Here is a 13,410-nt window from a genome sequence, read left to right on the forward strand (position 1 = left end):
TTTTATATGATTAAACGTTTATTAAGCTACATTATTCCTATTAAAATTTATGAGAAAACTTCAAAAATAAGTCAAACACTTGAAGTCTCTTGGAACAATGGCAAACTTGTTTTAGACTCTAAAAACACTAACTATTCCTATGGAAGTTTACAAAAAGTACTCCGTAAAGGTTTGATTGCTATTGGTTTTGAGAAAATTCTAAAAATGAATGAAGTTTTAGTTTTAGGTGTTGCAGGAGGAAGTGTGATTAAAACTTTAGTCGATGAAATCCATTTCAAAGGAAATATTACTGGTGTTGAAATCGATGAAAATAGTATCACAATTGCCAATCAATATTTTGGTTTAAACCAAATAAAAAATTACAAAACAGTTATTGGAGATGCTAAAGAAATTATTAGCAAAATGAATAAAAAACAGGATTTAATTATTATTGATATTTTTGAAGATACAGAAATGCCTGCTTTTTTATTTGAAAAAAAATTTGTTGATTCTTGTAAACAAATTCTAAATATAAATGGGTACATCCTATTTAATACTATGATTTTAAATGAAAAACAGATTGATCGAAATAATTCTTTTCTAAAACAGTTTGAAAAAAAAGCTTTTTATTGCAAGACCTATTCTAAAGTTGAATATTACAATCAGCTAATTATTATTGAAAAATTAGCATAGTTTCAATTTACTAATTTTATCAATCATCGAAAATTCTTTCATTTCTTTTTCTAATGTCGAGAAATTTTCTTTAGTAATTATTTTGGTAATTTCTCCATTTTTCAAAACAATAATTTCATCACAAGTATCACTTAACGTTGAAAAAATATGAGATGAAATTAAAACGGTTTTATTTAATCTTTTTAATTCGTGAAGAATTTCGGTAATAATCATATTACTTTGAATATCAACCCCATTAAAGGGCTCGTCTAAAATATAAAACTCATTTTTTTGTAGTAAAATAGCAGTTAAAGCTAATTTTTTCTTCATTCCTGTTGAATAGGTTGTAGCATAATGATCTAAAGGTAAATCAAAAATGTTTTTTGCATCAAAATCATTTTCTTGAATTTTTCTAGCCACACAAAGTAATTGTAAATATTCTCTCCCTGTAATTTTTGAAAAGAAAAAAGATTCCGTTTGAAGAAAGCCTAATTTTTCTTTTAGGATACCATAAATAGATGTAATTTCCCCTTTATAGGTTTCTATTCCAGCAATACACTTAAATAAAGTTGTTTTTCCTGCTCCATTTTCACCAACAATTCCATAAATTTTTCCTCTTTCAAATGATAAATGGATGTTATTCAAAATTACATTTTTTCCGAAAGATTTATACAAATTAGTAATTTGAATCATTTTAGAATGGTTTTTAAATTTTTAATCGATTGAAAGTATAAATAAGGAATTATTAAGACTAAAATTGGTGGAAACCAAATTAAAAAAACTAGTACTACTCCTTCTCTAATTGAAATTTCGTTTGGAAAAGCAGTGTATTTTGCAAGCATTCCTGTAAAAATGAACAAATAACTTAAAACTAGTATTCCTAAAGAAATTAAAATTTCATTTTGAAAGAAAAATAACAAACATAAAATAGTTGGTAAACATAAAACAGTTGAATATAATATGGCTATTCTAAATTTGTAACGAATAAATCCTTTGGGATTAAGCGAATATATCCAAACATAAAAAATATTTTCTGGAGAAATATAAAAAGTAAGACAAGTAAATTGTATCAATAATAAAGAAAAAATAGCCAAATTATAATTGGTAACATCAACTGCTATATAAGTTAAAAAATAGCACAAAATGAAAATGAAAAAAGTTTTTCTAAAACCAGTGCAAAACTCAAAAGGATATTTATAAAATGGTGTTTTAATTGTAAAATTATTTTTTTTATTAAATGTGTAAAATACTGAAATACAGCTAATTAATATTATAAAAAAACTTAATAAATAAGCTTTATTATAAATCAAGATTACCCAAAAAAGAAAAGTGATTGACAAATTTTCTAGAAGACGAATCTTAAGAAAATCTATCTTTGAATAAATTAATTTTAAAAAGTTAATTTTATTTTCCTCTGCTAAATGAATCAGTGAACTTATTCCAACGAAGGTATAAATCAATCCTGCATATTCAGTTCTTTTAAATAATTCTGTTGATAAATAAAAAAATAGAACCAATAAAGTCAAATAGGCAACTATTGGAGGTACTCCAAATTCCGTTAAACGACGATTTGTCATTTTAAATTGCAATTTAAAATACTCTTTCATCAGTAGAAAGTTATTTTTATTTGATTAATAATCTCGCTCTTTCTAAATCTTCTAATGTATCTATTCCTATACTGGCATGAGAAGTTTCTACCATTTTTATTCTTTTTCCATACTCTAAATAACGGAGTTGTTCTAATTTTTCAGAAGCTTCTAAAGACAACATAGGTAAATTGTAAAAATCCATCAATGCTTGTTTTCTAAAAGCATAAATACCAATGTGTTTCATATAACGAACACCCACATTTTCTTCCCTTGGGTAGGGAATTACCGAACGAGAAAAATACAAAGCAAAATCTTGTTGGTCAACAATAACTTTAACATTATTTGGGTTTTCAACTTCTATTTTATCTTTTATTTCAAACATCAAAGAAGCCAAATCTACTTTTCTATCTTCATCATTTTTGAAAACTTCTATTACTTTTTGCAACGGTTCTATGTCAATAAAAGGTTCGTCACCTTGTACATTTATGACAATATCAACGTCCATTTCTTCAACTGCTTCAGCTATTCTATCACTTCCACTCTCGTGTTCTTTTATACTCATTATCGCCTTTCCTTTATTTATAACTATTTCATTATAAATAAGTTCCGAATCAGTAACTACAAAAACATCATCAAAAATTTTAGTTTGAAGTGCTGCTTCATACGTTCTTAAAATTACCGTTTTACCTCCTAAATCTTGCATTAATTTTGCTGGAAAACGAGTGGAAGCATATCTTGCTGGAATGACAGCTATTATTTTCATTTGTTAACTTTTATATGGTTCAAAAATAGAATATATTTTGATTTTTTTTATTTCTTAGAATCAATTCTTAATTTATTTCCATTATGTATAGTTAGTATTATCAATATTAATTTCAATACCTAATTTATATAAAGAGCTAATATTAAAATGATATTTTTAAACATATCTTATTAATTATCAAAACTCTCTTCTTTAAATCCAATCAAATATAATTTCTCTTTAGCTCTTGTTACTGCTGTATACAACCATCTTAGATAATCTCTATCTACACCATTTGGTAAATAAGGTTGTTCTATAAAAACAGTATTCCATTGACCACCTTGTGATTTATGACATGTAATGGCATAAGAAAATTTTACCTGTAAAGCATTAAAATGCGGATTATTCTTCACTTTTAAAAATTTTCTATACTGTTGTCTTTCTTCTTCATAATCCTTCATAACCTCTTGATATAGCTTATTTGATTCATCATAAGTTAAAGAAGGAGATTCACTGTGAATTGTATCTAAAAGGAGCATGGTTTCAAACGAAGGTTGATCTGGATAATCAATCATTCTAATAGTTACATTAGCAAACTGAAAACCGTACAATTCTTGAATACTTATTATTTTAAGAACTTCAATAATATCTCCATTAGCAATAAAACCAGCATCCGAACTTTCCTTTAACCAAAAATAATTGTTTTTTACTACCATTAATAAATCTCCAGAAGAAAGTTCACCTTCTCTATTTAAAATTTTAGCTCTTATCTGTTGGTTATATTGATTGGCTCTTTTATTAGAACGAACAATAAATGCTGTCTCTTCTGCTCCATTTTTTTGAAAAGATTGATGAATAGCATCTTCAATTTCATAGCCGTCTTGCAACCTTATAATATCCTTAAATGATTTTAATTGAAATTTAAAGCTATCTATAAAAAGAGATTTCAATTCTTCTCTTAGTTCAGTTGCATTAAACAAAATACCTGATTCAACGGCTTGTCTCATCACTTCGTCTAGTTCTATTTGTTGAATTTCTTTATTAAAATGTAAAGACAACGTATCACTATTTAAAGCTGGACTAACATCTAAATTTACGGGAGGTAACTGAGCTGTGTCACCAATAAAAATAAGTTTGCAATTAACTCCTTGATCTACATAAAATATTAAATCGTCTAATAAAGAACCGTTTTCATATAATTTTGATTCTTGAGAAGTATCTGAAATCATTGAAGATTCATCTACAATAAAAATAGTGTTTTTAAACTTATTTTGCTGTAAAGTAAATGATACACCTCCAGATTGCGTTTTTTTTGGAAAATAAATACGTTTATGAATTGTAAAAGCAGGTTTTTGTACATAATTACTTATAACTTTTGCTGCTCTACCTGTTGGTGCAAGTAAAATGTATTTTTTATCAGCATTTTTAAGATAATTTACTAAAGTAGAAATTATAGTTGTTTTACCCGTTCCTGCATATCCTTTCAGAATAAAAATCTCATCTTTTTTATTATTTAAGACAAAATCGGCAATTTTTTGAAAAAAAATGTCTTGTTTTAATGTTGGTTCAAAAGGGAAATTATCTCGTAAAGTTTTGTAAAACAGTGAAGAATTCATCATTTCTTAATATTGGCTTGTAGAATTTTTCAAATATACTGATGATTTTTTTAAGAAATTCTTTTGAGAAGAAAAAAAAATTGTAGATTTGCGTACCATATAACTAAAAAAATAAATATAAATGTTACTAATCCTTTCCGTAATTCTGACATGCCTTGTAGCACTAGGCTTAGTTAAATTGATTGATAAATTTCTGCCAGGTGGAGCTAGACCTATAGTTTCTATACTATTATGGGCTGCAACTTTTTTCTTAGCATATCTTATTTATGAATCTGTTATGAAACCAATTCGTTTTGATGAAGCTAAGAATGACCGTTATAAAGTTGCTGTTCAAACATTAATGGATCTTAAAAAAGCACAATTAGGCTATAAAAAAGTCAATGGTGATTACGCTGATTCGTTTGATAAATTAGTAACTTTTATTGATAATGGGACTTTTGATATAATAACAAGAAGAGATACTACTATAATTGATCGTAAGAAAAATAAAGCTTTTAACCTTACAGTAAATGAAAAAGGTGAAGGAGGGTTCTTCAAAGATACTGTAATCATTAATAAAATTGGTACTGTTTCAGTTAAAGATTCTCTATTTAGAGGAACTGACAGATACAGAAATTTAAGTTCAGTTAAATATAAAGATATCGAAGTACCGGTAGAAATGAAAACAAGTTTTGTTATCAGAAATGAAACTAAACTTCCTGTTTTTGAAGCTACAATAGATAAAAATGCACTTTTAGCAGATTTAGATCAAGATTTATTAGCTCAAGAAAGTAAAGTTGAAGATATCAACGAAATTAACGGTGATAAAATTACTTTAGGTTCTTTAGTGGACGTAACTCTATCTGGAAACTGGCCAAAAAGATATGGTAATAACGACTAACGATATTACAACCAAAAATTATAAAAAGTTGTCCATTCAGGTTTCTCTGAGTGGACTTTCTTTTTGTGTTTTTGATTTAATTACAAAAAAAATAATTGCATTCAATACTGTAGAATTCATTAAAAGTAATGTAATAGAAGAGCAATTATGGAAAGTTTTTGTGGATAACAATATTCTTTCTAATGCATACGATGAAATTATTGTACTACATGACAATTGTTTAAATAGCTTTGTCCCAAATTCGTTATTTGATTCTAATTTTTTAGGTAGTTATCTTCAATATAACGTAAAAGTATTTGATAATGACTTCTTCGCATTTGACAAACTAGATAATTATGATTTAAGTAATGTACATGTTCCATATGTAAATATTAACAATTTCTTATTGGACCAATACGCTTCTTTCGATTATAAAAACGTAAATTCGATACTAGTAAAAAAAATACTAGATATTTCTATAGGAAATGATGAAAAAGAAGTTTTTGTTCATATTCAAAAAGGTCACTTTGAAATTGTTGTAGTAAAAAATCAACAATTATTGCTTTTTAATTCATTTGAATATGCAACTCCTGAAGATTTTATTTACTATATTTTATTTACATATGAACAATTACAATTGAATCCAGAATCCGTTTTAGTACATTTATTTGGGCTAATAGAGAAAACGGATGACTATTTTAAAATCGCGTATAAGTTTATCAGAAATTGTAATTTATTACAAGTCAATAAATGGATTACAATTTTAGACAAAACTGAAACCGAAATCCGCAATAACTTTATACTCTTTCATTCATGAGAATTATTTCTGGTAAACACAAAGGAAAAAGAATACAAGCTCCTAAAAAACTACCTGTTAGACCTACAACAGACATGGCAAAAGAAGCTTTATTTAATATCCTTAATAATTATTTCAACTTTAGCGATTTAAAAATATTAGAACTATTTGCTGGAACTGGAAATATAGGGTATGAATTTACTTCAAGAGGTAACAATAGTGTTATTGCCATAGATGCAGATTTAGGTTGTATTGCATTCATTAAAAAAATAGCAACAGAATTAGACTTAGATATTTCTGCCATAAAATCGGATACTTTTAAATATTTAGAAAGATGTAACTCTTCTTTTGACATTATTTTTGCAGATCCTCCTTATGATTTAACACAAGAGAATTTTGAAAAAATAGCTTTACAGATATTTGAAAATAAAATTTTAGACGAAGAGGGTATGCTTATTATTGAACATTCTAAGCACACAAAACTAGATCATTTAATTAATTTTTCATTCTCAAAACATTATGGAGGGACTGTTTTCTCCTTTTTTGAATTTGATTTTGATGAAGAAGAGATTGTTAAAGAGGAAAATGAAGAAGATTTTTAATCATTTAAATTCTTTAACCATTTTTAGAATAGTTTCTATTCCTTTTTGAGTTTCATCTTCATTCTCAAAATAGAATTTTTCATCACTATTTTCTAATTTTTCTTCCACAAACAAAGCAATACTTTCAATAATTTCTGCATTATCAATAGAAAGAATTTGCTTCATTAATTCAATTTTTAAATTTTGAGTTTTCATACGTTATTTTTTTATAGATTAACCATCATTACTAATAAAATTGGTGAAATAGCACCTACTTTACTATGATATGGATTTTATCAAATTTAGCTAAAATTAAATTTTAAGAAGAATGATAATTGATTATTTAACGTATAAATAACATTTTAAGAGATAATAAAAAAAGCAGACCTATAAGCCGGATTCTGTCTCCAATAAATCGGAGCCTTATCATTTATCTAGTTCCAATATTACTATTGAAATCAAGCTGCCTACCCTTCAACATCGAACGAGTCGCTCTTATCTAACCGAAGCTAGAATTGTTGATATACTTGGCATTTCACCGCATAGAGTTTACCTGGTTTCACTACAGCATTATCTGTACATACTTTCTGTTGCACTTGTCCTCACCTTTCGATGGATGGGCGTTACCCATTATGCTACTCTTTGGTGTCCGGACTTTCCTCCCTTCCGATAAATCGAAACGACGATAAGGCGGTCTGCGGTGCAAACTTACAATAAATTTAATTCTGAAAATAATAAAATTAGTTCCACTTTAACATTACTTTAAATGTAAATAACTATAAAATTGGTAACTTTAGGAAAACAATTAAAATAACCAACTATGAAAGAAAGATATCATTACGCGTCAGTGTCTGAAGCCTTAGCATTATTAAAAGAAAAAGGTTACGAGTATGATTTTAATATTAATGAGCACGAAATTGAACAAAACCCAGAATATTTTGAAATTCATCATGTATATCGATATGAAGGAAATACCAATCCTGATGATGAATCTTGGGTTTATGGAATTCAATCTAAAGAAGGTAAAAAAGGTGTTTTTGTTAATGGCTCTTCATCAGACTCCTCTGCAGAAGTCATCAAATTTCTACATAAATTGGCTATAAAAGAATAAAAAAAGGTGCGCTTTATAGTTAAAATGCACCTTTTTTGTTTTTATCTGTAATTCTTATTTTTGGGTATCTAATTCATAAGCGTTTGATTTTGGAATTTTAGCATCCCATTCTGCCTTTTGACTTAATAACCAGCTAAAATCTCCAGACAATTGATCTGCTGTAGTAAATTGTCCATTGCTAACTCCATTGTAAATTCCAGCACTTGAATGACATCCAATGCAACTTTCTGTACCAAAAACAGTAATATCACTTGCAGGATTTGCTTCCATTAAATTTGAAGCAGATTGATTTCCGCCTTGAAAAAAGGTTTCCATAGTGATATTGGTTAACAAGGCTATATTAGGCTCACCTCCTGATTTATTGGTTACAGAACCAGGTAATTTATACCCTTCTTCTGTATGTGAATCTGGAACAGCATTTTGATTTAATGGATATTGTGTATCAATTAATTGATAATATTGGAAAACACTTTTTTGTGATTTAAAATACGCTTGCATTTTTTTATTAATTTGTTGCACACGAATAGGAATATCTACCATTCGCTTCGCTTGTGTTTTCATCACCTCACTGTTTGCAAAGTATTTATCGGTAGTATCTCCAGAAATGGTCCAATAATCACCATGTACACCTGTATTATGAGTAAAGGTTGTCCCTCCATTTGTGACATCTACATTTACAGGACAGATCTCACATTCTGGATCCGTTAATGACGGATGAATAATAGTTTTTTTACCCTCTTTTTCTACTACATTTTGATCTAAATTATCAATATGTTCAAAAGTTGACCAAACCCATTGCTTTCCTGTTGGTGTTTTTTGACTGATATGAAACCCAATCATTCCTAACTCTTTTTTTACCAAATTCCCAGAAGCATCAAAAACATAACCCCAATTTCTATAATAACGTTCTTTGTGGTCCGTATCATTTAAGATTTTCCAAGCAAATTTAATTTCTACAGCTCCTAATGAATCTTTTTTATAATTTCCAGCTGGAAAATTAGCAATTGCTCCATTTTTAGAAAATGCTATTTGACCATTGATATTATACAATTTGTTTTTTACAACATAATCAAACTCTTCTTTATTCATCAATACTTCATAGTACACTTCATTTCCATTTTGATCAAATAATTTTCCTGCAAAAGCCTGATCAGTTTCATCAGCAACATTTTTAGATCTTATTTTATGTGTAGGTGTTTCTGAAGACAAATAGACTCTAACTGTACTTTCTTCCAACATACTAGCTGTAAGATTTTTATAGCCTGTTTTTTCTCTTGGACTTTCCCAAGGTGCAGGTACTCCTCCATCCTTTCTGTATACTTGAAAAGCTTCTTTCCATCCTAACCAGGTAGCTTTTCCTTCATCTGTGAAATTAGGTTTTGCTTTACCCTCTTTATCTCTTGGCCAAAAAACAGCAACAAATGTTTTCCAACTATTTTGGTTAAAAACTTCATTTAATTGATAAATATCGCCCTCTTTTTTCAATCGCTCTTGTAATTCCGGATTCACATCTACTGGAATATTCGCTGATAATTCAAAAGGTTCTTTTATTTTCTCATACTTATCCTTCTTTTTTTCGCATGAAGCGAAAAGTACTACTGTTACTAAGATAGCAAACATAGTAATGGAATTCATAGCTTTATTTCTTCTACCTTTTTTCTGTTTTGTTTTCATGTTGGTTAGTTTTAAATTTATAATTAATTGTAGTGTCTCCTTTTCCAAAAAATAGCTTCTGAAAATCGTTTTTCTTGCTGATAATAACCCAATCTCTTTTCCTCATAAAGTTGAAAATCTTGTTTTATCAAATGGTTATATTTTTTTAATCCATTTTCTACTTTTTTTAGCGAATCAATAATTGCAAAACTTGCCCACTGGCTCATGACTAACGATTTGTATATTCCTAATGATGAAATAGGATCATAACTCGAAGCAGCATCACCAACTGCTAACCAACCTTCTCCTACAGAAGTTGATAAATATTGTGTTTGTGCTGCTACTAAAAATGGGGTAGTTTTAGTTTTAAAGGATATTGTTCTTTCTCTAGTAATCTTGGTTTCTTGTAATAAAGTATCAAAATTAGCTGCTGATTTTATCTTTAAGTCATTCGCCAAATCGGAATCAGTCATATAACCCAATACTAATTTATGATTTGGTAAGGTCGCACTGTACCACCAACCGTTTTCATTTGTTTCCACAACAATTCCTTCTTTTACTTTGACTTCATTATCTTGCTTTACATCATAAAAACGATAAATACCTACCTGTTTGTCACTTTTGACTTTTTTAATGCCTTGTAGAGTAGAAAAAGCTGCTTTTTTACCCGAAGCATCAACCACAAATGAAGCAGTAACAAAAACCTTCTTGAAATCCGATTCACATTCTAATTGCCATTGAGAATTTTCTAATTCAGAAGACACACAACTTGTATTAAAATAAAAATCAACTGCCTTTAACTTGGCTTGTTCCATCATAAACTGATCAAACCGATTTCTATCTAAATTCCAACCGTATCCATAAGGTGAAAAAATATATTCATTAGTATACAACTCATTAGAACCCCATAAAGAAGAAGTACCATAAGAAGAAGAAAAGTTACACGATAAAAAAGCCTCCCAAATGTTTAAATTTTGGAATTGCTTGGATGTTTGAGGTGGTAAGGTTTCACCAATTTTAAATGGATTTTCTATACTTTTATTTCGCTCAATAATAGCAACTCTGAGTGATTTATTCACTTTTTTTATAGCCAATGCCGTAGCACAACCTGCTACTCCTGCTCCTACTATTACTACATCATACCTCATCTTTTATACTTCATCTTGTTTTACAGCTATCCATTGTGCTACAACCCCTGCAGGTGCTGTAGATTGTCCATTAGCTCCTGTTGGATGTGGAATTACTCTCACAATGGTTCCTACTATAGCTGGAACTTGATCCACTCCATTCACCCAATTGGGTACAAAATAGCCCACATAATTATAAATCCATTCGGCACCACCTACTACACCTTTTCCTTGAAATTGTATCGTAAAAGGATTGCCATAACCTATAGAACCGCTCAATTTTAATTCCCAACCTGGACCAAAAATTAATCCATCTAAAGTTTGCATAGGACCTTCATTAATTTTTATGGTTCCTCTTCCAAATTCTAACGAATCAAAATCAGCACTTACGTCTGGATTACTTAAAAAACTTCTGTACGTCCAAAGTCCCGTAAGAACTTCTGGAACTGCATTCATAGTTGTACTCATACTCTTTGTTTTTTTTAATTATTTTCTCGATTTCGAACGAGTAGTATTTTGTCCAGAAATACGATCTCCTGGTTTAACAGGTGCTCCTAAAGCTTCGTCATTTCTTTCAATTTGAGAAAACGACCTGTTATTTCCATCGCCACTAGCTATTAAAAAACCTAAGTCTTTCCATGCTTGTACCATTTGTAAATCACCTGCATTATTATCTGGAATTCCGGATGCCCAATACACCTGAGAACCGCTCGAATCAAAAACTACTATAGGTCTGTGAGCAGGCCACCAAGGGATATTATAAGCCGTTTGTTGCTGTACTGGGTCACCTGTAGAATCTGGATAGATGTTGTTCCAATTTTCATATGTGACATCTACATTTTGATCCGTACATTCATGGAAATCAGCTTGCCATGGTACTCCTATGTATTTGGTTAAATCTCCTGGTTCTAACCCTTTTTCAAGATCTGGGGCAGTGCTACCATCTTTATCTGCTATTGGTTGAGGAATACTTAATGCACCTGGAATATAAGAAGCATGTTTGATTCTAAAAGGTTCACTATAAATCGCTGGATTTTTCATAATCCAAGTCATTTCTGCACCTGGACAAAAAGCACCTCCAACTGCATTTCCTAAAACACCTCGATCAATTCCAATTCCTGTTGTAGGCGGTAAAGCCCAAGGATTAGAACAATTAGGATTGCCCTCTTCCCATTCTTGGCATTCATTAACAAATTTACCAGCTGCCCATTGTTTTAAAAAGAATAATTGCGTAGGTCGCATGGCTAAGAATTTATCTACAGAAACATTTGTTAATGGATTATTACCGCAAAGCATTGGCATTAAACGAGGTTTGTTTGGAGATTTAGCATTCCCAACCACCGTATATTCATTGGTTTGATTCGTACCTCTCATGATTCCGAAAACAAATTGTCTCAGTTGAAAATTAGGATCTTCACCATTACTTGGCGGTTGCGAAAGCGCGGTCTGACTCAAATTACCTCCTGTACCTCTATTATGAGGATCTCCTCCATCACTAGGGTCAAAAGTCATAGTGAAAGTGGTTTGTTCATAAGGTCTTCTAAAAATAGGCCAAATGTCTCTGTAAAATTTCGGATAATAATCAGGATTAAAACGAGCAGCATTTTTCCACAAATCAAATTCTTCTTTCGTAGCTGGACTATTATTTTCTGTATCGAAAGGTGGTACTCCAAATAATCTTGGTTCATAAGCCATGTTTCTTACAAAAATATCATACATAGTTTCATCCATTGTAATCATATCTTCCATTTCAGGAGCATATCTAGGATAACCTACTACGACCCAAGCAGGAATTTGAACATCCATACTGGCTTTGGTCTTAGTTTTAATTTCCTTATCTCCATCATAAGTGATATCAATAAAGGTATATTCAATTTTAGCCGTTACAGGGCCATCTGAAGTATCGTCAAACCAACCGTTATTATTCACAAAACTTTCAATAACTGGTGTTTTAGTCGAACCCGAATTCCCATTTCCTCCTAAAACTAGCAAACGAATATTCTTGTCTTGTTCGTTCACAAATAAACTTCCTAAAGTTTCAATTGCATTTGGTTTAATATCTGATGGTGGAAAAGTCTGTGGATAAGAAACTTTTTTATTCTTACTAGTATCTAGTTTCTTACTTTCAGAACCAAATTTAGCAAAAGCCCCTTGGTTATTTTTTAAATTCACAGTAACTGGTCCAGGGTCAATGATTAATTGCCTTCTTAAATCAGGTTGGGTTACTTCTGGGTTACGTAAAGGATGATCAGGAGCATATCCATGTTGTCCATTGGTTTCTTGAAATTCGTACCAAGAAGCCTTTTTATTGGCCAAATGCACGGTCCAATCGATATCTGTTACGGTACCCTCTACTAATCTAGGAGCAGTAACAGCAGTTTGGTAAATAAAATTATATTTGCCGCCTACTTTGATTTCTTTTCCGTTTTTATCCTTTTCATCTTCATAAGCAAAAACACGAAATCGTGCGGCTTGCTTTTTAATTTTAGATAAATCATTATCATCTTTAAAAGAAGATACGCGTACAGGATTTCCTGCTTTATCTTGTTTCTCTTTTCCAGAAGCATCACAATCAATAGGCAAAGCTCCTGGTTGTTCTGGTGCGATGTAAAATTGATCAGAATTTCCTAATCTCGCGATTCCAATACTTGGATGTATCTTAAATGTAGTATATGATTTGCTCAT

14 protein-coding genes and 1 other RNA gene are annotated in these 13,410 nt (G+C 30.1%); 5 read left to right on the plus strand and 10 right to left on the minus strand.

All coding sequences use genetic code 11. The features are described from left to right. Positions 1-6: 6 nt before the first annotated feature. Positions 7-672 carry a spermidine synthase gene (locus FIA58_RS09810; protein WP_140962304.1) on the plus strand — a complete coding sequence of 222 codons (666 nt, stop codon included), beginning with the start codon at positions 7-9 and terminating at the stop codon, positions 670-672. On the opposite strand, the gene FIA58_RS09815 is transcribed toward FIA58_RS09810, so the two are convergent. From FIA58_RS09815 to FIA58_RS09830, 4 genes are all read right to left on the minus strand, one after another. Next, the gene (locus tag FIA58_RS09815; protein WP_140962305.1) at positions 664-1,344 is read right to left on the minus strand and encodes an ABC transporter ATP-binding protein; all 681 of its coding nucleotides are present in this window, start codon (positions 1,342-1,344) and stop codon (positions 664-666) included. The genes FIA58_RS09810 and FIA58_RS09815 overlap by 9 nt on opposite strands. After that, the gene (locus FIA58_RS09820; protein ID WP_140962306.1) at positions 1,341-2,258 is read right to left on the minus strand and encodes an ABC transporter permease; all 918 of its coding nucleotides are present in this window, start codon (positions 2,256-2,258) and stop codon (positions 1,341-1,343) included. Before FIA58_RS09820 ends, FIA58_RS09815 begins: the two co-directional genes overlap by 4 nt. A gap of 16 nt (positions 2,259-2,274) precedes the next feature. Further along, complete coding sequence (gene kdsB, locus FIA58_RS09825; protein ID WP_140962307.1) at positions 2,275-3,003, minus strand: 3-deoxy-manno-octulosonate cytidylyltransferase; 729 nt, start codon at positions 3,001-3,003, stop codon at positions 2,275-2,277. 170 nt (positions 3,004-3,173) lie between these two features. Then, a complete protein-coding gene (locus FIA58_RS09830) occupies positions 3,174-4,598 on the minus strand; it encodes an ATP-dependent DNA helicase (protein ID WP_140962353.1) in 1,425 nt (474 codons plus the stop codon). A 121-nt stretch (positions 4,599-4,719) separates the two neighbouring features. Here FIA58_RS09830 and FIA58_RS09835 point away from each other — a divergent pair, with 121 nt between their 5' ends. Genes FIA58_RS09835 through FIA58_RS09845 form a run of 3 tightly spaced genes read left to right on the plus strand, consistent with a single transcriptional unit; the run spans position 4,720 to position 6,855 of the window. Further along, positions 4,720-5,478: a hypothetical protein gene (locus tag FIA58_RS09835; protein WP_140962308.1), complete on the plus strand. Its 759-nt coding sequence runs from the start codon at positions 4,720-4,722 to the stop codon at positions 5,476-5,478. Then, a complete protein-coding gene (locus FIA58_RS09840; RefSeq protein ID WP_140962309.1) occupies positions 5,462-6,274 on the plus strand; it encodes a DUF3822 family protein in 813 nt (270 codons plus the stop codon). Before FIA58_RS09835 ends, FIA58_RS09840 begins: the two co-directional genes overlap by 17 nt. Continuing rightward, positions 6,271-6,855, plus strand: a complete 585-nt coding sequence (locus tag FIA58_RS09845; RefSeq protein WP_140962310.1) for an RsmD family RNA methyltransferase — start codon at positions 6,271-6,273, stop codon at positions 6,853-6,855. The genes FIA58_RS09840 and FIA58_RS09845 overlap by 4 nt, the downstream gene beginning before the upstream one ends. Here FIA58_RS09845 and FIA58_RS09850 read toward each other — a convergent pair whose 3' ends face one another. Further along, entirely contained in the window at positions 6,856-7,050 is a 195-nt protein-coding gene (locus FIA58_RS09850; protein WP_140962311.1) for a hypothetical protein, read from the minus strand. Positions 7,051-7,208: 158 nt separating this feature from the next. Next, an RNA gene (gene rnpB / locus FIA58_RS09855) (RNase P RNA component class A) lies at positions 7,209-7,536 on the minus strand. 118 nt (positions 7,537-7,654) lie between these two features. Here rnpB and FIA58_RS09860 point away from each other — a divergent pair. After that, positions 7,655-7,945 carry a hypothetical protein gene (locus tag FIA58_RS09860; RefSeq protein WP_140962312.1) on the plus strand — a complete coding sequence of 97 codons (291 nt, stop codon included), beginning with the start codon at positions 7,655-7,657 and terminating at the stop codon, positions 7,943-7,945. Positions 7,946-7,999: 54 nt separating this feature from the next. On the opposite strand, the gene FIA58_RS09865 is transcribed toward FIA58_RS09860, so the two are convergent. The 4 genes from FIA58_RS09865 to FIA58_RS09880 are packed head-to-tail and all read right to left on the minus strand — an operon-like array spanning position 8,000 to position 13,410. Beyond that, positions 8,000-9,619: a hypothetical protein gene (locus FIA58_RS09865; protein ID WP_165928893.1), complete on the minus strand. Its 1,620-nt coding sequence runs from the start codon at positions 9,617-9,619 to the stop codon at positions 8,000-8,002. 23 nt (positions 9,620-9,642) lie between these two features. Further along, positions 9,643-10,746 carry an NAD(P)/FAD-dependent oxidoreductase gene (locus FIA58_RS09870; protein ID WP_140962313.1) on the minus strand — a complete coding sequence of 368 codons (1,104 nt, stop codon included), beginning with the start codon at positions 10,744-10,746 and terminating at the stop codon, positions 9,643-9,645. Between the two features lie 3 nt (positions 10,747-10,749). Further along, positions 10,750-11,193 carry a hypothetical protein gene (locus FIA58_RS09875; RefSeq protein ID WP_208022790.1) on the minus strand — a complete coding sequence of 148 codons (444 nt, stop codon included), beginning with the start codon at positions 11,191-11,193 and terminating at the stop codon, positions 10,750-10,752. Between the two features lie 18 nt (positions 11,194-11,211). After that, positions 11,212-13,410 carry a LodA/GoxA family CTQ-dependent oxidase gene (locus tag FIA58_RS09880; protein WP_140962314.1) on the minus strand — a complete coding sequence of 733 codons (2,199 nt, stop codon included), beginning with the start codon at positions 13,408-13,410 and terminating at the stop codon, positions 11,212-11,214.

The organism is Flavobacterium jejuense, assembly GCF_006491595.2.
GTDB classification, from domain to species: Bacteria; Bacteroidota; Bacteroidia; order Flavobacteriales; family Flavobacteriaceae; genus Flavobacterium; species Flavobacterium jejuense.

Bases quoted from the DNA above. Each gene is read 5' to 3' on its own strand.
- FIA58_RS09810 (WP_140962304.1), top strand. From the start codon at position 7: ATGATTAAACGTTTATTAAGCTACATTATTCCTATTAAAATTTATGAG.
- FIA58_RS09815 (WP_140962305.1), bottom strand. From the start codon at position 1,344: ATGATTCAAATTACTAATTTGTATAAATCTTTCGGAAAAAATGTAATT.
- FIA58_RS09820 (WP_140962306.1), bottom strand. From the start codon at position 2,258: ATGAAAGAGTATTTTAAATTGCAATTTAAAATGACAAATCGTCGTTTA.
- kdsB (WP_140962307.1), bottom strand. From the start codon at position 3,003: ATGAAAATAATAGCTGTCATTCCAGCAAGATATGCTTCCACTCGTTTT.
- FIA58_RS09830 (WP_140962353.1), bottom strand. From the start codon at position 4,598: ATGAATTCTTCACTGTTTTACAAAACTTTACGAGATAATTTCCCTTTT.
- FIA58_RS09835 (WP_140962308.1), top strand. From the start codon at position 4,720: ATGTTACTAATCCTTTCCGTAATTCTGACATGCCTTGTAGCACTAGGC.
- FIA58_RS09840 (WP_140962309.1), top strand. From the start codon at position 5,462: ATGGTAATAACGACTAACGATATTACAACCAAAAATTATAAAAAGTTG.
- FIA58_RS09845 (WP_140962310.1), top strand. From the start codon at position 6,271: ATGAGAATTATTTCTGGTAAACACAAAGGAAAAAGAATACAAGCTCCT.
- FIA58_RS09850 (WP_140962311.1), bottom strand. From the start codon at position 7,050: ATGAAAACTCAAAATTTAAAAATTGAATTAATGAAGCAAATTCTTTCT.
- FIA58_RS09860 (WP_140962312.1), top strand. From the start codon at position 7,655: ATGAAAGAAAGATATCATTACGCGTCAGTGTCTGAAGCCTTAGCATTA.
- FIA58_RS09865 (WP_165928893.1), bottom strand. From the start codon at position 9,619: ATGAAAACAAAACAGAAAAAAGGTAGAAGAAATAAAGCTATGAATTCC.
- FIA58_RS09870 (WP_140962313.1), bottom strand. From the start codon at position 10,746: ATGAGGTATGATGTAGTAATAGTAGGAGCAGGAGTAGCAGGTTGTGCT.
- FIA58_RS09875 (WP_208022790.1), bottom strand. From the start codon at position 11,193: ATGAGTACAACTATGAATGCAGTTCCAGAAGTTCTTACGGGACTTTGG.
- FIA58_RS09880 (WP_140962314.1), bottom strand. From the start codon at position 13,410: ATGAGCAAATCATATACTACATTTAAGATACATCCAAGTATTGGAATC.